19 protein-coding genes are annotated in these 19372 nt (G+C 64.5%); 11 read left to right on the top strand and 8 right to left on the bottom strand.

The annotated features are described in order from the left end of the window. Positions 1 to 2: 2 nt before the first annotated feature. Both J3489_RS22770 and J3489_RS22765 read right to left on the bottom strand, forming a co-directional pair. Entirely contained in the window at positions 3 to 548 is a 546-nt protein-coding gene (locus J3489_RS22770; RefSeq protein ID WP_207001862.1) for a cytochrome b, read from the bottom strand. A 37-nt stretch (positions 549 to 585) separates the two neighbouring features. Then, positions 586 to 1680, bottom strand: a complete 1095-nt coding sequence (locus J3489_RS22765; protein WP_374193478.1) for a catalase family peroxidase — start codon at positions 1678 to 1680, stop codon at positions 586 to 588. A gap of 192 nt (positions 1681 to 1872) precedes the next feature. Between J3489_RS22765 and J3489_RS22760 the strand changes: the two genes are divergently transcribed. The 3 genes from J3489_RS22760 to J3489_RS22750 all read left to right on the top strand — a co-directional run bounded on the left by J3489_RS22760 (position 1873) and on the right by J3489_RS22750 (position 4102). Next, positions 1873 to 2619 carry an anti-sigma factor family protein gene (locus tag J3489_RS22760; RefSeq protein WP_207001860.1) on the top strand — a complete coding sequence of 249 codons (747 nt, stop codon included), beginning with the start codon at positions 1873 to 1875 and terminating at the stop codon, positions 2617 to 2619. A gap of 140 nt (positions 2620 to 2759) precedes the next feature. Continuing rightward, entirely contained in the window at positions 2760 to 3278 is a 519-nt protein-coding gene (locus J3489_RS22755) for an RNA polymerase sigma factor (protein ID WP_207001858.1), read from the top strand. Further along, entirely contained in the window at positions 3275 to 4102 is an 828-nt protein-coding gene (locus tag J3489_RS22750; protein ID WP_207001856.1) for an anti-sigma factor family protein, read from the top strand. Before J3489_RS22755 ends, J3489_RS22750 begins: the two co-directional genes overlap by 4 nt. A gap of 16 nt (positions 4103 to 4118) precedes the next feature. On the opposite strand, the gene J3489_RS22745 is transcribed toward J3489_RS22750, so the two are convergent. Continuing rightward, positions 4119 to 4817, bottom strand: a complete 699-nt coding sequence (locus J3489_RS22745) for an HD domain-containing protein (protein WP_207001855.1) — start codon at positions 4815 to 4817, stop codon at positions 4119 to 4121. 379 nt (positions 4818 to 5196) lie between these two features. On the opposite strand from J3489_RS22745, the gene J3489_RS22740 reads away from it, so the two are divergent. Continuing rightward, positions 5197 to 5667 carry a hypothetical protein gene (locus J3489_RS22740; RefSeq protein WP_207001853.1) on the top strand — a complete coding sequence of 157 codons (471 nt, stop codon included), beginning with the start codon at positions 5197 to 5199 and terminating at the stop codon, positions 5665 to 5667. 113 nt (positions 5668 to 5780) lie between these two features. Continuing rightward, positions 5781 to 6161: a DUF3564 family protein gene (locus J3489_RS22735; protein ID WP_207001851.1), complete on the top strand. Its 381-nt coding sequence runs from the start codon at positions 5781 to 5783 to the stop codon at positions 6159 to 6161. Between the two features lie 50 nt (positions 6162 to 6211). On the opposite strand, the gene J3489_RS22730 is transcribed toward J3489_RS22735, so the two are convergent. Then, complete coding sequence (locus J3489_RS22730) at positions 6212 to 6523, bottom strand: hypothetical protein (RefSeq protein WP_207001849.1); 312 nt, start codon at positions 6521 to 6523, stop codon at positions 6212 to 6214. A 338-nt stretch (positions 6524 to 6861) separates the two neighbouring features. On the opposite strand from J3489_RS22730, the gene J3489_RS22725 reads away from it, so the two are divergent. The 3 genes from J3489_RS22725 (at position 6862) to J3489_RS22715 (ending at position 10445) form a co-directional block, all read left to right on the top strand. Then, on the top strand, positions 6862 to 7701 hold the full coding sequence (locus J3489_RS22725) for a MipA/OmpV family protein (RefSeq protein WP_207001847.1): 840 nt from the start codon (positions 6862 to 6864) through the stop codon (positions 7699 to 7701). A 61-nt stretch (positions 7702 to 7762) separates the two neighbouring features. Next, positions 7763 to 8968: a polyhydroxyalkanoate depolymerase gene (gene phaZ / locus J3489_RS22720; RefSeq protein ID WP_207001839.1), complete on the top strand. Its 1206-nt coding sequence runs from the start codon at positions 7763 to 7765 to the stop codon at positions 8966 to 8968. Positions 8969 to 9335: 367 nt separating this feature from the next. Then, positions 9336 to 10445, top strand: coding sequence for an FAD-dependent oxidoreductase (locus J3489_RS22715; protein ID WP_207001836.1), 1110 nt, complete (start codon positions 9336 to 9338; stop codon positions 10443 to 10445). Here the strand turns inward: J3489_RS22715 and J3489_RS22710 are convergent. Continuing rightward, complete coding sequence (locus J3489_RS22710; protein ID WP_207001834.1) at positions 10408 to 11832, bottom strand: aminotransferase-like domain-containing protein; 1425 nt, start codon at positions 11830 to 11832, stop codon at positions 10408 to 10410. The genes J3489_RS22715 and J3489_RS22710 overlap by 38 nt on opposite strands. 222 nt (positions 11833 to 12054) lie before the next feature. On the opposite strand from J3489_RS22710, the gene J3489_RS22705 reads away from it, so the two are divergent. Together J3489_RS22705 and J3489_RS22700 are read left to right on the top strand one after the other, a co-directional pair. Beyond that, on the top strand, positions 12055 to 14406 hold the full coding sequence (locus J3489_RS22705) for an FdhF/YdeP family oxidoreductase (RefSeq protein WP_207001832.1): 2352 nt from the start codon (positions 12055 to 12057) through the stop codon (positions 14404 to 14406). Positions 14407 to 14676: 270 nt separating this feature from the next. Further along, the gene (locus J3489_RS22700) at positions 14677 to 15069 is read left to right on the top strand and encodes an SEN1984 family lipoprotein (protein ID WP_207001830.1); all 393 of its coding nucleotides are present in this window, start codon (positions 14677 to 14679) and stop codon (positions 15067 to 15069) included. A gap of 484 nt (positions 15070 to 15553) precedes the next feature. Here J3489_RS22700 and J3489_RS22695 read toward each other — a convergent pair whose 3' ends face one another. The 3 genes from J3489_RS22695 to J3489_RS22685 all read right to left on the bottom strand — a co-directional run bounded on the left by J3489_RS22695 (position 15554) and on the right by J3489_RS22685 (position 17509). Next, entirely contained in the window at positions 15554 to 16627 is a 1074-nt protein-coding gene (locus J3489_RS22695; RefSeq protein WP_207001828.1) for a DMT family transporter, read from the bottom strand. A 297-nt stretch (positions 16628 to 16924) separates the two neighbouring features. Then, entirely contained in the window at positions 16925 to 17173 is a 249-nt protein-coding gene (locus J3489_RS22690) for a HipA N-terminal domain-containing protein (protein WP_242540219.1), read from the bottom strand. Between the two features lie 3 nt (positions 17174 to 17176). Further along, positions 17177 to 17509, bottom strand: coding sequence for a helix-turn-helix domain-containing protein (locus J3489_RS22685; RefSeq protein ID WP_207001826.1), 333 nt, complete (start codon positions 17507 to 17509; stop codon positions 17177 to 17179). A 577-nt stretch (positions 17510 to 18086) separates the two neighbouring features. Here J3489_RS22685 and J3489_RS22680 point away from each other — a divergent pair. Continuing rightward, positions 18087 to 19289, top strand: coding sequence for a nitrate/nitrite transporter (locus tag J3489_RS22680; RefSeq protein WP_207001824.1), 1203 nt, complete (start codon positions 18087 to 18089; stop codon positions 19287 to 19289). The last annotated feature ends 83 nt before the right edge of the window (positions 19290 to 19372 follow it).

The following is a 19372-nucleotide window of genomic DNA, read 5'->3' as shown; positions in this document are numbered from 1 at the left end:
CGTCACCGCCGCGCCGCATACCCCGTCATGCTCGCGAGCACGCCGTCGCGCCGGATCAGCCCATGGAACAGCGCAGCGGCCAGATGCATCAGCACCGTCGCGAAGAGCGCGAACGCAAGGTAGGTATGCAGTTCGCGCAGCAGCGCATAGAGTCTCACGTCGTGCGGCACGATCGGCGGCAGATGCAGCGCGCCGAACAGCGTCACCGGAAAGCCCCCGGCCGACAGCATCGACCAGCCGATCAGCGGCATTGCCGCCATCAGCGCGTACAGCACGAGATGCGAGGCCTTCGCGGCGAACTGCTGCGGCGCCGGCAGGTCCGCAGGCAGCGGCGGCGCGCCTCGCTGGATCCGCACGAAGATGCGGATCACCACCAGCACCAGCAGCGCGATGCCGAGCGGCCGGTGAATCGCGAGCAACACGCTGTGCGCCCGCGATACGGTGGCGACCATCCCGACGCCGACGAACAGCATCGCGAGAATCGCGATGGCCATCGTCCAATGGAGCAGCCGCGCGAGCGGACTGAAATGCGATTGCGCGGGGGTCATGATGCCCCCAGCGAACGGTAGTGAGCGTGGGGGCCGTTCATGAATGGTCTCCGTTCGAGGTCGGGTTCGGATGATTCGGCTGCGCCGCTTCTTCATGCGTGCGGCGGTCGAACGACAGCGCGTACGCGGCAGAGCGCGCCGCCAACAGCGGATCGTCCGACGGGCGGATCCCGTCGGGCAGGATGGTCGGGTCGAAATTGACGTCGCGGCACAAGCCTTCCTCCTGCGATGACTCGTGATCGATGACGAGCGTGCCGGCGTCGATCTGCCGGCGATCGGCGGGCCATTGCCGGGTTGCGTCGTCGGTCGGGTCGCCGGGCGCGGCGACGGTCAGGATCAGATGCCAGCGCAAGCTGCCGCTTGCTTGCAGCCGTTGACTGAGTTCGTCGGCGAGAAAGTTCTTCTCGCCTTTCTCTTGCGCGCTGAGCGGCGCATAGGGTGTCTCGGGCCGCATCGCCCAGCGCACCGCCCGCGTTTGCCCGTCGGCGTCGGTGAAGCGGAACGCGTTGATGCTGTAGTACGCGGCGTTCGCGAAGCTCGATGACGGCGGATTCGCCTTCACCCACGCGAGAAACGGCTGCGTCTCGGGATTGGCCGCGAAGAACGCCTTCAGACGCTGCGGGTCCGGCTTGCCCGTCGCCGGATCGGGCCTCGACGCGAGAAGCTGCCGAAAAAACTGCAGCGGCGTATGGACCGCGAACAACGCCGTCGAGTTCATGCCGGTGCGCCATTGCTCGCCGTCGTGCAGCTTGAACATCAACGCCATGCTCCGAACGGGCACGCTGTTGTCGGGTGCATAGGGATTGCCGCCGGGAATGGCGAAGCGGCCGATCACGGGGGTGGCCACGCCGGGCTCGAACACGGCCGCGCGCGAGACCGCGGCGCCGTTGCCGTTGCTGGCGAAGTAGCCCGAGACGCAGACGCCCTTCGCATGGTTGCGCCGGTAGCCGGGATGCAGGCCGGCGTCGGCTTGCAATTGGTTGACGATGCGCGAGGTCGTCAGGCGGGCGGGCGTCAGCCAGCCGGCGACATAAGCGAAGCCGCCGCCGAGCGCGGCGACGACCGCGCCGATGGCGGCAAGCCGGCACGGCACGCATCGGGGGGACGGAGGTGAGGACGATGGCTGGGTCACGGCGGCTCCTTGGCTTGGATCGAGTCTTCATGCGGGCAAACACCGTTTGGGTCCGCTTATTCCGCGCTTGCGGCTCGCTTTCCTCGAGGAGCACTCGACGCCGATTCGAAAACGTCGTTTCGATGGAATAAACCCGGATTTTTCGTGTTTGCCGGTCAAGAGGCGTGACTCGCCTGAACCCGACACGACACCATGGCACCGACCCATCCACCCGAACACACGCCGCTTTCCGAACGGGACATCCTCGCTTATGCCGACGGTTTCCTCACGCCGGATCGCGCCGCGCATCTGCACGACTATCTGGAAAGCCAGCCCGGCGAGGCACGGCGGGTTGCGTTCTACGGCAGGCTCAACGCGCAGCTCAAGCACACGTTCGGCCGATCGGGCGAGACTTCACCGTCAAGCTTGCCGCGCTCGCCGTGGCACGCCGCACTGCGGCGTCGATTCGCGCAGCTCGGCAACCTCGCCGCAGTGCGAGCCTTGCTCGCCCTGCTTGTCGCCCTCTTGACGGCGAGCGGCTGGATCGCGGCGATCGAAGTCTCCCCGCAGGCACTCGACAACGCCGCCGTCATGGCGTTGACGCGGGCGTCCGACCCCGAGGCAAGCGCCGCCAATCCCGCGCTCGCCACGGTGGACGGCGAGCCGGCACCGGACCTCGGCTCCGTGGGTTTGCGCTTCGCGGCGAAAAAGCTCGTGCAGCTCGGCCCGTTCTCGCGGGCGGCGGAATTCGTGTACGTCAACGCCGACGGCAAGCCCGTCGTGCTGCTGACAGCCGCTTCGCTGATGGCCTCGGGCCAACGGCAATGGATGGCGCACCGCGCCGGCACGCTGCGGCTCCTCACCTGGTCCGCACACCACCAGCGCTACGTGCTGGCCGGCAACGCCGACACGCACGGCCTGATGCGCGCCGCGGATTCGCTCACCCTGCGCCGGCCTTAGCGCTCCTTTGCGACATGAAAACCCGCCCTGCTACCGGCCTGCGGTTATCGGGAATAAACTGCGCGCAAGCGTGTTTGCTCCTGTATGACCGTCGTTCGCAGCCACTGGCGCGCGCCGCCAACCCCTGATCGATATGACAAATGGACATCCGTAACGAGTTGATGGACCACGTGCCGCGTTTGCGGCGCTACGCCAGGGCGCTCGTCAACAATCGCGACTTGGCGGACGATCTGGTCCAGGACACGCTCGAGCGCGCCCTGAGCCGGACCGAGCGTTTCCAGGCAGGCACCGATCTGCGCGCATGGCTCTTTACGATCATGCACAACGTATTTGCAAATCAAGTGCGCAAGGCGTCGACGCGCGCCGTGCACGTGTCGGTGGATGACGACGCGGTTCCCGAGGGCGAATTCGCCGTCCAGGCGAACCCGACGCGAGCGCTCGAAGTGCGCGATCTCGACTACGCGCTGCAACGCCTGCCCGCCGAACAGCGCGCGGTGGTGCTGCTGGTCGGTCTCGAAGAGATGAGCTATACGGATGTCGCGCTCGCGCTGGACATCCCGATCGGCACTGTGATGTCGCGGCTGTCGCGCGGGCGGGAACGGCTGAGAGCATTGATGGCGGGCACGCAGCCCGGCGCAAAACTACAGGTGGTGCGATGAGCGACCAACACACTCCGATCGAAGACGAAGACATTCATGCCTACGTGGACGGGACGCTGTCCGACGAGCGGCGCCTCTTGGTCGAGCAAGCGCTCGAGCGCAACCCCGATCTCGCCGCGCGCGTGAGCGACTATTTCTCGCTCAACAGCCTGTTTCATGAGCGCTACGACCGCGTGCTCAGCGAGCCCGTGCCGAAGCGCCTGCAGACACCCGTGCCGCGCCGCTGGCTGCAGGCTGCGAACTGGCCGCAATTTGCGGGCCTCGCGGCTGCGCTCGTGATCGGCGTGGGCATCGGCGTCGGCACGAACCTGGGCAAGGATGGGCTGGCGCCGGCGTCGCCCGGCAGCGGCAATACGCATGCGGTCAGCTACGAAACCGCCGATCCGCTCGCGCGCCAGGCCGCCTTCGCGCACGTGGTCTACATGCCGTCCGTTTACCGCCCCGCCGGCATGATGGGCGAGGACCAGGAACAGGACTTCGTGCAGATGCTCGCCAACAAGCTCGGCACCGACGTCCGGCCGCCGAACCTCACGAAAAGCGGGCTCGATCTGATGGGCGGACGCATTCTGCAAGGCGACGACGGCCCGGTCGCGCAGTTCATGTACCGCAACGCGAAGGACGAGCGCGTGACGCTGTGCATCTCGCACCGGAAGGCCCGTTCGAACACGACGGCGTTCAAGCTGTATCAGGACGGCTCGGTCAATGTGTTCTATTGGGTCGACGGCGACTTCGGCTATGCGATCTCGGGCGGCATGGACCGCGCGACGCTGCTGCAACTGTCGCACGACGTTTACGCGCAACTGACTGCGGCAGCGCCGGGCTGATCGAAGCCGCTGGATCTCAACCGGAAACCGGCGATTCGCTGCACGCGCACCCGGCGTGATGAACATGACTCTGGCTGTCGTCCCACGCAGAACCCAGGATGATCTGGCAGAAGTTCAGCCGCTTGTATTGCGGATCGCGCAGCTCGAGCACATCGGCTTTCACGTTGCCGAACGTGGTCTCGGGCTTCTTGATCGTACCGCGCGCGAACGCGTCGATGATGCCGTTCTTGAAGTCCTTTTCGCGCGGATGCGCGGCCACGACTTGAATGCGCGCTTCATCGGCGAACTCGTGGTACGCGAGCCCGAGGACATCCATCTCGACACCGGCCGTCACCAGCGCGACCACGGGCTTCATATGCTCCGGCACGCCGGGCGTCGTGTGCAGCGCGATCGACATCCACACCTGCTCGATGTCGTAATCGTTCACGCCGTATCGCTTGAGAAAGTCGCGCGCGGCGTTCGCTCCGTCGACTTCGAAGCGATTCGACGGGCTGCTGTACGCTTCGACGAGCCCCATGTCATGGAACATCGCGCCGATGTAGAGCAGCTCGGGATTGTAGTCGAGCCGCTTGCGTTCGCCTGCGAGCGCGCCGAACAGGAACACGCGCCGCGAGTGGTTGTACAGCAGGTCCGGTTCGGTGTCGCGCACCAGTTCAGTGGCGGCGCGCGCGAGTTGGCTGTCGGGGATCTTGATGCCGGCGATGGTCGTGGCCATGAGGTTCTCCAGGTCAGGTCGGGTCGAGTGGGTGGATGGATCGAAGCGACACGCTGACGAACCGTCCTTTGCCGTGAATTCGCGATGCGCGTCGATGAGATCGAGTGTCGGGTTGCGTCGCGCTTCGAGCAATCGCCCCGTCCCGCCAAACTCTGCCAACCGTACAACGCCTTCTGCCATCGCCTGATGGCGTGTCGTTGCACGGTCTCGATCCGGCTCGCTCACTCCGCAGACAATTGCGGAAAACCCCGTAAGTCGTTAGCTCAACAAAAATGTCATTAAGCGGTGTTTTGTTGGCCGTATAGTTCGAATTGAACGCACGGGGACCACGCAACGCGATTGCGGCATGGCACGCGCCTTCCTCAACGGAAGCACTCTTATGATCGGACGCGAATTCGGCCATCGAACCGCCGAACCTGCCGAGCGCGAGCACTCGGCCGCCCACGATGCCGGCCACATCGGCGCTGCCCGCCGGCCTGCGGGCGCGCGCGGCCGCGCGCGCCGGCTGGGCATGATGACGCGCGCGCTCGTCATCGGCGTGTGCGTCTGGTCGTTCGTCGTCATTCCGTGGGAAGTGCACGGCAGCGGCGGCATCGCGCAAACGCTCGCGCTTCTGTTCTCGAAGGCGCTGCTGGTCGTGCTCGTCGTCTGCACGCTGCGCGGCGTACGCGGCGCGCGCGTGCTCTTCACGTTCGTCTGCGCCGTCAGCGTGATCGCCATCGGACTCGACTTGCCGCTCGAATACAACGTGCTGCGAACCGGGTTCTATTTGTCGCTGGTCGATTGCGCGCTCAAGTTTGCCGCCGCCCTTGCACTCGTATCGCACTACACGAACCGCGACAGCGGCTGAATCGCGCTAGTCATTTCTTGCGCGGCATGCGCCTTGCGCGCAGCTTTTCAGCCAGATCAAGGTCAATCGAAAGCTAATTGAAATATGGCAGCAGGCACTTCAGGAGACACGTCATGCGTCTTTCGATCCTGGTCAACTGCTCGGACCCGACTTTCTGCCACGACTACGCCCTGCTATGGCTCGACACGATGAGCCGCAAATGGTCGCGTCAATCGAGTTCCGGCATCGAATTGCCGCAGACCGGCGAAACGCAAATTACGGGCGCCGTCACGCTGCTGCACGCTGCCGGCAACGAAACCGCACTGATCACGCTGCATGATTTGCAGGTGGACGTCCGCGGGCGCCTGTCGGCCACGCAGGGGGCTGCGTCGTGGTTATCCGCCACGCGGCTCGCGCCGATCAGCGGATTCTGGCGGCTGCAGGCGATCGAGCGGCCGCCGGCGACGCCCCCCGGCGCGAACCCGAATCCTCGCGCCGCGGGGCATCCGCGCTGAGGGAGGGGCAGGGTTCCGGCCGCGCCGCCGGAACGCCGGCGCGTGCCGGGTCACACGCGGTGGATGCGGAACTCGCCCGCTAGCGCAGACGGTCCGCCCCGGTTCATCAGGCGGGCGAATTCGGATTCGATGCGCGAAAGCGCGCGGCGTTTGGCTTCATCGTCGAAGCTTTCGAGATCGCGATACGCGCTTTCGTCGAACGAGACCGTCACCGTCGCCGGATGGCCGGCGGAGTCGAAGCCGATATGCAGCGTGCCGTTGGCGCGCTCTTCGATGTGAAAGGGGATGGAACGCGACTCGAAATAGTGTCCCAGTGTGGCGGCGATATCTCGCCAGTTATCGCTCTGCGAAAGAATGCTCATCTAGCCCTCGTCATGGTGGTGAGTACATGCCGGTGAATGGCCGGGCCGATCGACCGCAGAGCGGCCGGAATTCGCGCGATGCGGATGCCCATCCCCGGGTCTGCACATGACAGTGCAACAACAAGTTTAGAAAACGGGGGGGATGGGTGCCAGTTTGCGCCGCCGCAAGCCCCCCGGCAGCAAGCCAGGCATAGCCGTTGCCTCGTGCGCACCCATACCCGAGTAGACAGGCGGTCTATCGAGTCGGATTGCCGCGCTGCGGCAGCGTTACGTTATGCTGTGCAGCACTGACTTGCCCCCCATCCGGGAATCGATCGCGATCCATGAGGAGCCCATCGATGGACATGCGACCCGTGGCCGCCCTTGCCGTCATCGGCTTGGCTTCGCCCAGCGCGGCCGTTGCGCAAACGCCGTCGCCGCTCGCCGAGTGGCAGTATTCCGCAGGCATCACGCTCGAGCGGATGTACACGCCTCAGCTGCCGGCGTGGCGCATCCGCGTCGGGCCCGGCATGGCGTTTCAGCCGCTCTACGACGGGTCCTCGCGTTACCACGTGCTGGCCGGACCGAGCATCGATATCCGCTACCGCAACCTCCTCTTTCTATCGACGGGCGATGGCGCGGGCGTCAATTTTCTGAGCGGCCGGAACTGGCATCTCGCGTTCGCCGTCACGTACGATCTCGGCCGCCGCGAATCGAGCGATTACGAACATCTGTACGGGCTTGGCAACATCAACCCGGCGCCCGCGCTGAAACTCTTCGGCGACTACGTGATCTCAGAGACATTTCCGCTCGACATCCGCGCCGATATCCGCCGCAACATCGGCGGCGCCGATGGCTGGATCGGCGATATCGGCGCCTACCTGCCGCTGCCCGGCAGCTCGAAGACGTTTGTCTGGTTCGCGGGGCCGTCGGTGACTTTCGCGGACTCGACGTATATGAATAGCTGGTTCGGCGTGAACGCGACGCAAGCGGCGCACTCCGGCTATCCGCAGTATCGCGCGTCGGCCGGGGTGAAATCGTACGGGCTCGGCATCAGTGCGACGTGGCTGCCGGCCAAGCACTGGATCGTGAACAGCGAAACGGCGATTCAGCAACTGGCCGGGTCCGCTGCGCACAGCCCGATCACGCAACGCGCGACCGGCGTCGTGCTTTCGGTCTCGGTCGATTACCAGTTTTGACGCGGTGCAATGCGCGGAAACGGTCAGTACATCAAGGCGTGCGGTGCAGACAGGAGCAACCATGTGGTACGCATGGATTGAAGCGCAGCGCAACCTGATCCGCGCCGCCGGCGCATGGGCCTCGTTCGGCGCGGGCGCCTGGGGCTGGCCCGCGCGCTTCGGCTCGGACTGGCTTTCCACACTCCTGCAGCCGCACTCTGCCGAGGTCCCTCCGTTCTCCATTGCGTCGGTGACGATCGGCTCACGCACGGTACCGGTCGCCGAGCGCGTCGCCGACAGCACACCGTTTTGCGTGCTCCGCCACTTCTCGCGCGAGCCGGACAGCGCGCCCCGCACGCGCCGCCGCAAGGCGCTCGATATCCTGATCTGCGCGCCGCTTGCGGGCCACCATGCGGTCATGCTGCGCGAGACCGTCCAAGCGCTGCTGCAAGACGGCGACGTCTACCTGACCGACTGGGCCGACGCCCGCGACGTGCCGCTCGCGGACGGCGGCTTCGGCCTCGACGACTACGTGCTCGTCATCGAACGTTTCCTGCGCAAGATCGGCAGCGAGCGCATTCATGTCGTCGCCGTTTGCCAGGCGACCGTGCCCACGCTCGCCGCCCTCGCGCTGCTTGCAAGCGACGGCGCAACGCCCGCAGCGAGCCTCACGCTGATGGGCGGCCCCATCGATGCGCGCCTCAACCCGACCGGGCTCGCCCGCTTTGCGCAATCGCACAGCGTCGACTGGTTCCGCCGCACGCTCATCGATACGGTCCCGCCGCCCTACGCGGGCGCCGGGCGCCGCGTGTATCCCGGCTACTACCAGCAAGCCGCCATCGCCGCGGCCTACCCGCACCACAAATGGGAACTCGAAGCGGACTACTGGTCGAGCCAGGCCGCGGCCGACTCGGAGGGCATTGCGCGCAGTCTTCGGCAAATGGGCGAATACGCGGCGGTGCTCGACATGGACGAGCATTACTTTCTTGACACACTGCAGGTGATATTCCACGAACAGCAGTTGGCGCGCGGCACATGGCAGGTCAAGGGGCGCGACGTGCGTCCGCAGGCGCTATCGTCGATCGCGCTGTGCACCGTGGAGGGCGCGCGCGACACCATCACCGGGGCCCAGCAGACGCATGCGGCGCAAGCGCTATGCAGCGGCGTCGCCGAGGGCAAGCGTCTCGGGCTCACGATTGCGAACTGCGATCACTACGGCTTGTTCATGGGCCCGACGTGGCGCGACGAGATTCATCCGGCCGTCGCGCGGTTTTGGCAACGTCTGTGAACATCGAAGCCAAGCTAGCCGAAAGCCTTTATCTCCCGTCGCATACATCAGGTCTCTCATTCCCGGCTAATTTCCGGCCCGTACGATTTCACGCCAATAACAGGCCCTGTCCCCAAGAGCGCATTGAAACCGCGCGACATACTTTTCCAACAGATTAATTCGGCGCGTCCTTTTATAGTCCACCCGTCGCCATGACGCATCGCGCGATGTGGCTCGAGCTCTGAAGGACAACCTCGAGAACGACATCCTTCGTTATCCGAATCGATTGCGAATGGATTCGTGATCGCTCGCATGAGACCGAAACCGCGAGCCGCCCCAATCCCGCGGACGGCTTTGCTTCGCTATATCTAGAGGAGATGGAAACATCATGAATTGCGACTACGTCATCATCGGCACCGGCATCCAGGCACTGGTCGTTTTGGACAGAATGCGCGCGCTCGGCTTGAACGTCTGCTGTGTCGAACCCGATTCGCACGCCGGCGACGGCCAGACGCACCGCCTGCCGTTCTACGTGCACCGCGGACACTTCTATGCCGAGCGCGAATTGACGAGCCAGCTTCGCGACACCTACCCGAGCTGGCAAAACATGATTCGACGGCTCGGCGTCCGTATCCGCTCGACCGAATCCTATGTCGGCTTTGTGGACGACAGCAGCCGGTGGACCCAGACCTGGGACGCGCTCGACGTCCCCTATGCGCGGACGTCGGTCAAGACCGGGCTCTTGAGCGGACACCGCCTGAAAGAGGTGTTTTCGTTCCCCCACATGTTGCTCGACGGCCGCGAGCTCGTCGCCAAGCTGCGCCAGGCGAATCGCGACCTGCTAAGGTGCGGCCCGATCAGGCATGTCAGCCGTTGCTGGCAGGGCTATCGCCTTTTCGCGGGCGACCAGCTGATCACGGCCGGAAAGCTCATCGTCTGCGCCGGGGTCAACACGCCCAAGGTGCTGAGCACCATCCCCGGCGTGGAAACGAGCTTGACGATAGAAACGCGGGTGTGCCAGGTCGTCACGATGCGCGGTGCCGTCGCGAACGGAAGCATCGTGGTGCCCGATGCGCAGATGTCGATCGCGCCGCAATACACGGCGGACGGCTCGACCGTGCTGCTGTACACGCACGGCACGAGCCCGATCCGGACCGACAAGAACCATCGCATCGATCTCGCGCGGCTCGAACAGCAGCTCGATACGCTGCGCGCGACGCTGCCGGGCTTGAGCGAAGCCGGCCGGGTCCGCGGCATCTATATGACGCTGGAAACCGAAAGCGCCGCACTCGGCAAACGATCGCGAGCGAGCCGCAGCTTCGTCGAGGAGGTCTGCGACGACGTGCTGTGCGTCTTGCCCGGCAAGCCGTCGTTCGCGATGAACGCGTCGGACCAGCTGCTGTCGCGCCTGAACATCCGTCGCAGAAGCGGGGAAGCGCCGAAGCGGGGAATCGGCGCCGTCAGCGCATGCACGCCGTCACGAGCTTGCCCAGCGTGATCAAGGCCTCTTCGATTTCGGGCGACCACGTGTAGCTGTAGTTGAGGCGGATGAAATTGCGGTAGCTGTTCGTCGCCGAGAACATATAGCCCGGCCCGATCGTGATGCCGTTTTCGAGCGCGAGTTGGTAAAGCCTCATCGAGTCGACGGCCGGCGGCAGCTCTACCCAGAGGACGTAGCCGCCCATCGGGTGCGAGGTCCGCGTGCCCTCGGGAAAGAAGCGCTTGACGGTGGCCGTCATCAGGTTCGCCTGCTGCGCGTACACCTTGCGCACGCGCCGCAAGTGATGCTCGTAGCCGTCGTTCTTCAGGTACTCGGCGATGGCGAGCTGCGGAACGGAGGGTGTGGTCAGCGTATTGAGGAACTTGAGCTTTTCCACCTGCTCGTGAAAGCGCCCGGCCATCGCCCAGCCGATCCGGTAGGCCGAGGTCAGGCTCTTCGAAAACGACGCGCAGTGCAGCACGAGCCCGTTCGTGTCGAACGATTTCAACGAGCGCGGATGCGAGTCGCCGAAATACAGTTCCTGGTAGACATCGCTCTCGATGACGGGCACGTTGTGCCGCGCGAGCAGGTCCACCAGCTCGCGCTTCTTCTCCTCGGGCATTTGAAACCCGAGCGGATTCTGGAAATTCGGCATCACCATGCAGGCCGCGATGCGCGCCTTGTCCAGGATCGCCGCGAGTGCGCCGAGATCGATGCCCTCGTCCGGATGCGTCGCGACCTCGATCGCGCGCATGCCCATACGTTCGATCGCATGCAGCATCGCGTAGTACGTCGGCGACTCGACCGCCACCGTGTCCCCCGGTTTCGCGACCGCCTGCAGGCAGAGATTGATCGCCTCGGTCGCGCCGACCGTGACGACGATCTCGTTGGGATCGACCGGCTCGCCGTTTTCCAAATAGCGACGCGCGATTTGCCGGATCAATTCCGGGTTGCCGGGCGGCAGTTCGTCGGTGACGCCCCATTGCGACTTGCGGCGCACGATCGCGGAACCGTAGCGGCTGATCTTGTCGGACGGAAAAAGCTTCGGATCGGGATAAGGCGAGCCGAGCGGTATCGCCGAGCCGCTGCGGATCGAGCGCAAGGTCGAAAGCACGAGCCGGCTCACGTCGACCTGCGCCGAGACGGCAATCGGCTTCGACGTGCGCAGCGCGTTCTCGACCCGGCCGCCGGCGCCGGCGGGCAGCCTCACGAAAAAACCGGACTGCGGACGGCTTTCGACGATGCCCTTGCTTTCGAGCAGCAGATACGCGTGCAGCACCGTCGTGATGCTGATCTGCCGATGCTGGCTCGTCTGCCGGATGGAAGGGATGCGATCGCCGTGGCGAAACACGCCCTGCGAGATCAGGTCTTCGATTTCCTTCGCAAGCTTTTCGTAAAGCTTCACCCTGTTCCCCAGTTTGCGGTCTCGCCACCGACAGCCAATTGCAAGCTTCAAGAGCACAGTTGTCGCTGCCGGTTAGCGTGACCAGAACTGTACTCTTTTCTGCGCTGCGGATGTGTGTGCTCAACGCGAAGCCCAAGGCGCTTAACCTTCCGTCATCGATCGCGCCAAGCCTTCATGCCCCGCGTCAAGTGCATCGCAGCGCGAAGTTTCGGAACAGACATCATGGAAAAGCCCCGCAAGCCGCAAGGACGCATCGAGCCCTACAACCAGCCCGCCGCGGGCTGGGGCGCGCTCAAGTACGTCGCGATCAATCTCATCAAGGAGCGGGTCGCGGGCGGCAACTACAAGACGCTGCTCAAGCAAAACCAGCCCGACGGCTTCGATTGCCCCGGCTGCGCGTGGCCCGACCGCAACCACGCGTCGACGTTCGAGTTCTGCGAGAACGGCGTCAAGGCGGTCGCCGCCGAAGCGACCACCAAGCGCGTGACGCCGGCCTTTTTCGCCGAGCACACGGTCGAAGCGCTGATGAAGCAGAGCGACTACGAACTCGAACAGCACGGCCGCCTGACGGACCCGATGCGCTACGACGCGCTCACCGGCACGTACCGGCCGATCGCCTGGGACGACGCGTTCCAACTGATCGCGAAGCACTTGAAGGCGCTCGACGATCCCGATCGCGCCGCCTTCTATACCTCGGGCCGCGCAAGCAACGAAGCCGCGTTCCTGTACCAGCTTTTCGTGCGGATGTACGGCACGAACAACTTTCCCGACTGCTCGAACATGTGCCACGAGGCGACGAGCCGCGGCTTGCCGGCGACCGTCGGCATCGGCAAGGGCACGGTCACGCTCGACGACTTCGAGCACGCCGACACGATCCTGATCTTCGGCCAGAACCCGGCCACGAACCACCCGCGCATGCTCGGCGAACTGCGCGAATGCGCGAAGCGCGGCGCGTCGATCGTCTCGATCAACCCGCTGAAGGAGCGCGGCCTCGAACGCTTTGCCAGCCCGCAGCATCCGGTCGAAATGCTGACGATGTCGAGCACGAAGATCGCGACCACGTTCATTCAGCCGAAGCTCGGCGGCGATTTCGCGCTGCTCAAGGGCGTCGCCAAGCGCGTGCTCGAACTCGACGATCAAGCGCTCGAAGCCGGCCGCGAACGGATACTCGACGTCGCCTTCATCGACGAGCACACCTCGGGCTTCGAAGCGTTCGCCGCGGACTTGCGCGCGGAAAGCTGGCCGGCGCTCGAAGCGGAATCGGGCGTCGCGCGCGAAGACATCGAAGGCCTCGCGCGCATCTACGCCGCGGGCCGTCGCGTGATCGCCACCTGGGGCATGGGCATCACGCAGCACAAGAACTCGGTGCAGACCGTGCACATGCTGTCGAACCTGATGATGATGCGCGGCAATATCGGCCGCGAAGGCGCGGGCCTGTGCCCGGTGCGCGGCCACTCGAACGTGCAGGGCAACCGCACGGTCGGCATCGAGGAAAAACCGGCGCAAGCGTTTCTCGACCGTCTCGGCCAGGTGTTCGATTTCGAGCCGCCGCGCGAGCACGGCTACGACGTGGTCGAAACGATCGAAGCGATGCTCGAAGGCCATCTCAAGGTGTTCATCGGCCTGGGCGGCAATTTCTCGATCGCGACGCCGGACACGCCCCGCACCTGGGAGGCGTTGCGCGCGTGCGACCTGACCGTGCACATCACGACCAAGCTCAACCGCAGCCATCTGGTTCACGGCAAGGACGCGCTGATCCTGCCGACGCTCGGCCGCACCGAAATCGATCTCCAAGGCGGCGTCGCGCAAGGCGTGACCGTCGAGGACTCGATGAGCATGGTGCACGTCTCGTACGGCATGAATAGTCCCGCGTCGAAGAACCTGATGTCGGAAACGGCGATCGTCGCGAACCTCGCGCACGCCACGCTCGGCAGCAGCAAGGTCGACTGGCTCCATTACGCGCGCGACTACTCGCGCGTGCGCGATGCGATCGAGCAAGTCATCGACGGCTTCGACAACTACAACGAACGCATCGGACATCCGGGCGGTTTTCATCTGCGCGTCGCTTCGCGCGAGCGCGACTGGAAGACCGACACCGGCCGCGCGAACTTCGTCGTGCACGGGATCGAAGCAGACACGCCCATTCGCCGCGCGAAAAAACAGCACGGCGAACGCTTGATGACACTGATGACGACCCGCTCGCACGACCAATACAACACGACGATCTACGCGCTCGACGACCGCTATCGCGGCGTGTTCGGCCAGCGCCGCGTCGTGTTCATCAACGCCGCGGATCTGCAGATGCTCGGCTTCGAGCACGGCGACTGGGTCGACATGACGACGGTGTGGGACGACGGTATCGAACGCCGCGCCGATTCGTTCCTGCTCGTCGAATACGACATTCCGCGCGGCTGCATCGGCTCGTACTACCCGGAGACGAATCCGCTCGTGCCGCTTTCGAGCGTCGGCGACGTGTGCAATACGCCGACCTCGAAGTCGATTCCGGTGCTGCTGCACAAGTCGGCGCCGCCCGCGGCCGTTGCGCTCCCCACCACCTCGCGCTGGATGCGATGAGGCGCAATACCAAGCGGTCTCTGCTCGAGTTGTGCGGCAAGGAGGTGCCCGACGCAGCCGCGCCAGGCCGCGGCTACCTGTTGACGTAGGCATGCCTTGATTGAATGGGTATCCGTATTCAGCGGTTGAATCCGCCAAGCGCGACCCGACCTTCGTACTGTCGGAGTTCCCTAAAGTTTCGCGTTGTATAGCCGATAGTAAAGAGACCGCCCAATAACAGCGGTTCGCGATTCGTCGTGCTCAAGAATTTACCAACGTCTACGAGGGAACATGAAGAAACTCGCAGTTGCTGCTGCTATCGTTGCAGGCGTCCTCACGCTAGCCGGTTGCGCCGGTACGGGTAACGATTCGCTGCGCTCGGAAACGGAGGCCACCGTTTCCACCAAGATCGTCCAAGGCAAAACGACGAAGGACGAGATCCGTAACATGTTCGGCTCGCCGATGAAGACCGAATTTACGGACGGTGGCCTGGAAATATGGCATTACGAGTTGACCAAGATGCATGGCGATGCCGTGAATTACATTCCGGTCATCAACTTGCTCGGATCGAGTGCCAGCGGCCAGAAGAAGGAGTTGGTCGTGCTGTTCGATACCAATAACATCGTGAAGCGCTATTCGATGAGCGAGTCGGCGGTGTCGCAAAAGACCGGTATCTTCAATTGACCCATTAGGCCGGTCCTCTTCCATATTCACCGTTGCGAACGTCCTGCCGGCTACAAAATGCAAATATGCCGACGTCTGGTCGGCGACAGGACTTGCCGGAATGACCGGTCTAGTTTGAGTGAGCTGCCCTTCGTTTGTGAAATATCAGCGGCCAGGAGGGGTCGAAACGCGTCCGCCGAGCGACGCATGGTTAGCGGACCCGACTTTTGCGGCACGCCGGTACCAACCGCCAAATACGGATAGCCGATTTAATTTGCGCTTTACGACTCATTTCCCGCTCTTTACCATCATTGCCTGACAGCGCGTGCCATCAGTCCATTCCCCCATACAGACTGACTGACCATGTCAAGCCTGCCCAGACTCCGCTCGGCGATAAACGCGATGGTGCAGGCCTGGTCCCGGCGGCGCCCGTCATGGCTTGTCTATTTCTCGATCGAAGAGGCCGGCATTTCGGAAGGGCTGCGCGCCGCCCGCGCGGCGCGCCTCAATGTGAATGGCGGTGATGGATATCCGGAAAGTGCGCGTGCGTGTGCGTGATGCGCGCATGGACATGCGGATGGGCGTGCGGCTCGTCGCCGGCATAGGGAAAGTCGTGCGTGTGCTGATGGTGTTCGTCGTGCCGGTGCCGATGCGTATGTCCGAGCGCCTCGTGCGCGTGCGCGTGTTCGTGACGCTCGCGGATGTGAAGCCAGATGCCCACGGCCATTAGCGCGGCGGCGGCCCAGAACAGCGCGGACGGCCACTCCGGCCAAATCAACAGCGACAGCGCCACCCCGAACAGCGGCGCGACCGAAAAGTAGGCGCCGGTGCGCGCCGTGCCGAGATTGCGCAGCGCGACGACGAACAGCACGAGGCTCGCGCCGTAGCCGGCGAAGCCCGTCGTCATCGCGGCAGCCGTCTTGGCGAGAGAAGGGAAATGCGCGCCGAGCGCAAGCCCGATCGCAAGATTCACCGGCCCCGCAATCAGGCCCTTCAGGCACGCGATCACCATCGCATCGTTGGTCGAGACTTTGCGCGTGAGGTTGTTGTCGACCGCCCAGCACAGGCACGCGCCGGCAATCAAGAGCGCCCCAAGCGGCACGCCCGCCGCGCCCGGATGCTGCGAAAGCAGCACGCCGCCGGCGACGATCGCAACCATCCCGAGGAACACCTGCAAATCGACGTTCTCGCGAAACACCACCCATGCGATCACGGCGGTGAGCACGCCTTCGAGATTCAACAGCAGCGACGCGGTTGCCGCCGGCGTGGTGGCGAGGCCGAGCATCAGAAGCGCGGGCCCGGCGACGCCGCCCGCCGCGATCGCGCCGAGCAGCCACGGCACTTCGGACGCGGCGATACGGCCTTCGTGCTGATCGGAGGACGAGCCGGAAGCCATCGCCCGCAGCGCCCGCTTGAAGAACAGGCATGCGGCAAGGCCGACGCCGCTTCCCACGTAGAACAGCCCCGCGACCATAAAGGGCGAGAGCGTTCCGAGCAGCACGCGCGCGAGGGGCGTGGTCGCGCCGAAGAGCGCGGCGGCCAGCAGCGCGGTCAGCGCCGGATTGAATCGTCCGCTCATCGAATTACTCCCTCTCCTTCACAGAAAAAACGCAGGCGCTTGTTCGAGGTCTGCCGCGTCTGACGCAGACGGAACGCGAAACTCTAGCATCGAACTTTGACAGTCTTCAGCGGAATTCCGCGGTGTGAGGCGCGAGCCGGAAGTGGAAGCGCTACGCCCAGTCATCGCGACTTGTGACCATATGGTCCGTCCGGGTCGACATACGGGTTATCGGCTTTTCGCCTAGTGTCCGAACGCGTGTCGGACAGCCCCGCCTTCTCTCGCAAAGGCGCGGGCACACCCTTTCCGGGCTTCGCATCAGGCTTGATGTCCTCGAGGCCTTGCGCCTTGACGGATGAGGTCCTTCTTGAAGCCTTCCGGCAGATTCATCTGAAACGAAGGCATGATGCCTCCAGGCCACATGTAGGAGCCGTTTCGTACCGGCATGAGCAGCGAGACGACGTCGGCCGTCGACGTACCGGGCAGATAGGTGAAGACGCCACTTTGTGCCTCTTCCGTCAGGGTCCCAACCAACGTTGAATTGCAGTAGATGTCGAGTACGGCCATGAGCTATTCGCCTTTTCCAGTGGTCTTGACACTGGCCTCAGAACGCGGGAGCCGGACGCGCCGCCGGGTTTCCTCTACGGAAACAGCAGGCGTTCGCTGCTCGGTCAGAACGTCGTCGAGCGTACGCCCATGGCCGATTGGGCGAGCAATAAGCTCGAGCCCCACTGCCTCGAAGAGACTCAGCAGCTTTACTGTGCCGAGTTCCGGAAGCAGCCCGGTCTCAAAGCGGCTAATCCGCGCGCGAGTGATGCCGCTCTGCTCCGCAACCTGCTGCTGAGTCTTGTTTGCGGCAATCCGGGCGAGGCGAAACGTTTCCCCTAGCTCAAAGAGGTTCATGTGCCACCTGCGATACGTTAAGTGCAATCAGGCCGATATTGCATCTTATAGGGCACACTGTCGACCAAAAATTACGTATCGCATATTGAACTTTAATCGACATTTTCCATATAAAGTGTCTTATATGACACTTTATGAGGTCATAGGGCCACGTCAGCCGCCATGCCGTCTCGCATAGCCGTAATGGACTGATGTCGCGTACGTAACCCACCAACACGAGGCACACCGCGCCGAACCTGTGCGGCAGCGCAGCGCGCCGCACTGCTGCGGTGCAACAGCACAATTTGGTGCAAAGCGCGCAAAGGCGCGCCGGCATTGGCTTTCCGGCCATTGCGCAGACTGGCACGGAGGTTGCGTAATGCTTGCCCGTACCCGGCAACGGCGCCGGGCGGCATGAATCACCGGGCCCGCGCGACCTCATCGGATCAATCGCCGATCAAGCGGCGGCCCACCAGGACAACGGCGTCCCCTCGTGCATCGACACGGGCGGACGCCGTTTTTTTTGGTCGAGCAATGGCGCTTCGACGTTCGCCGCGGCGGTTTCGCTTCCCCTCGCGGCACGACGACGGAACTCAACATGGACCGCAGCTTCTGGCGCAGTGGGCACACGCCGACGCTCTTTTCTGCCTTCCTCTATTTCGACCTGAGCTTCATGGTCTGGTATCTGCTCGGGCCGCTGCAGATCCAGATCGCGAAGACGCTCGAGCTCTCGACCCAGCAACGCGCGCTGATGGTCGCCACGCCGATCCTCGCGGGCGCGCTGCTGCGCTTGCCGATGGGCATGCTCGCCGACCGCATCGGCGCGAAGCGCGCGGGCCTCTTGGGCCAGATTGTCGTGATGGCCGCGCTCTTCGGCGCGTGGCGCATCGGCGTTCACAGCATGGCGCAGGCGCTCGTGTTCGGCGCGCTCCTCGGCGTCGCGGGCGCGTCGTTCGCCGTCGCGCTGCCGCTCGCGTCGCGCTGGTATCCGCCGCACCATCAAGGCACCGCGATGGGCATCGCCGGTGCGGGCAACTCGGGCACGGTGCTCGCCGCGCTCTTCGCGCCCGCGCTCGCCGTCGCGCTCGGCTGGCAGAACGTGTTCGGCATCGCGTGCATCCCGCTCGGCTTCGCGCTCGTCATCTATTTCTTCTGCGCGAAAGACGCGCCGGTCCCGTCGCCGCACAAGCATCTGCGCGACTACGCCCGCATGCTCGCGAACCGCGACGCGTGGTGGTTCATGTTCTTCTACGCGCTCACGTTCGGCGGCTTCTCGGGCTTCGCGAGCTCGCTGCCCGGCTACTTCCACGATCAATTCGCGTTCGATCCGAAGACCGCGGGCTTGGCGACCGCCGCGTGCGTCTTCGCGGGCTCGGTGATGCGTCCGTTCGGCGGGCTGCTCGCCGACCGCATCGGCGGCACGCGTTCGCTTTTGACCGTGTACGGCGCGGTGGCGGCGCTGATCGGCACGGCCGGCTTCAGCGCCGGCGCGCCGGCCGCGTCGCTCGTGCTCTTCATCGTCGCGATGCTGTGCTTGGGGCTCGGCAACGGCGCGGTGTTCCAGCTCGTGCCGCAGCGCTTCGCGAAAGATATCGGCGTGATGACCGGACTGGTCGGCATGGCGGGCGGCGTCGGCGGCTTCGCGCTGACCGCGAGCCTCGGCGCGATCAAGCAGGCCACCGGCGTCTACTCCGCCGGCCTGTGGCTCTTCGCGTGCCTCGCGCTGCTCGGCTGGCTCGGCCTTTCCAACGTCAAGCGCCGCTGGCGCGCGTCGTGGACAGGCGCGACCGCCCGCGTTTGAGCCCGCGTCAGGCGCAAGGCACGGAATAGCACCGAACAGCACCGAATCGAATCGCCCCGGATCGAACCTGTAGGAATGGAAAT

The sequence above is a fragment of the Trinickia mobilis genome (assembly GCF_017315705.1).
GTDB classification, from domain to species: Bacteria; Pseudomonadota; Gammaproteobacteria; order Burkholderiales; family Burkholderiaceae; genus Trinickia_A; species Trinickia_A mobilis.
The sequence above is the reverse complement of the archived record's forward strand: the minus strand, read 5'-3'. Positions and strand labels throughout refer to the sequence as shown.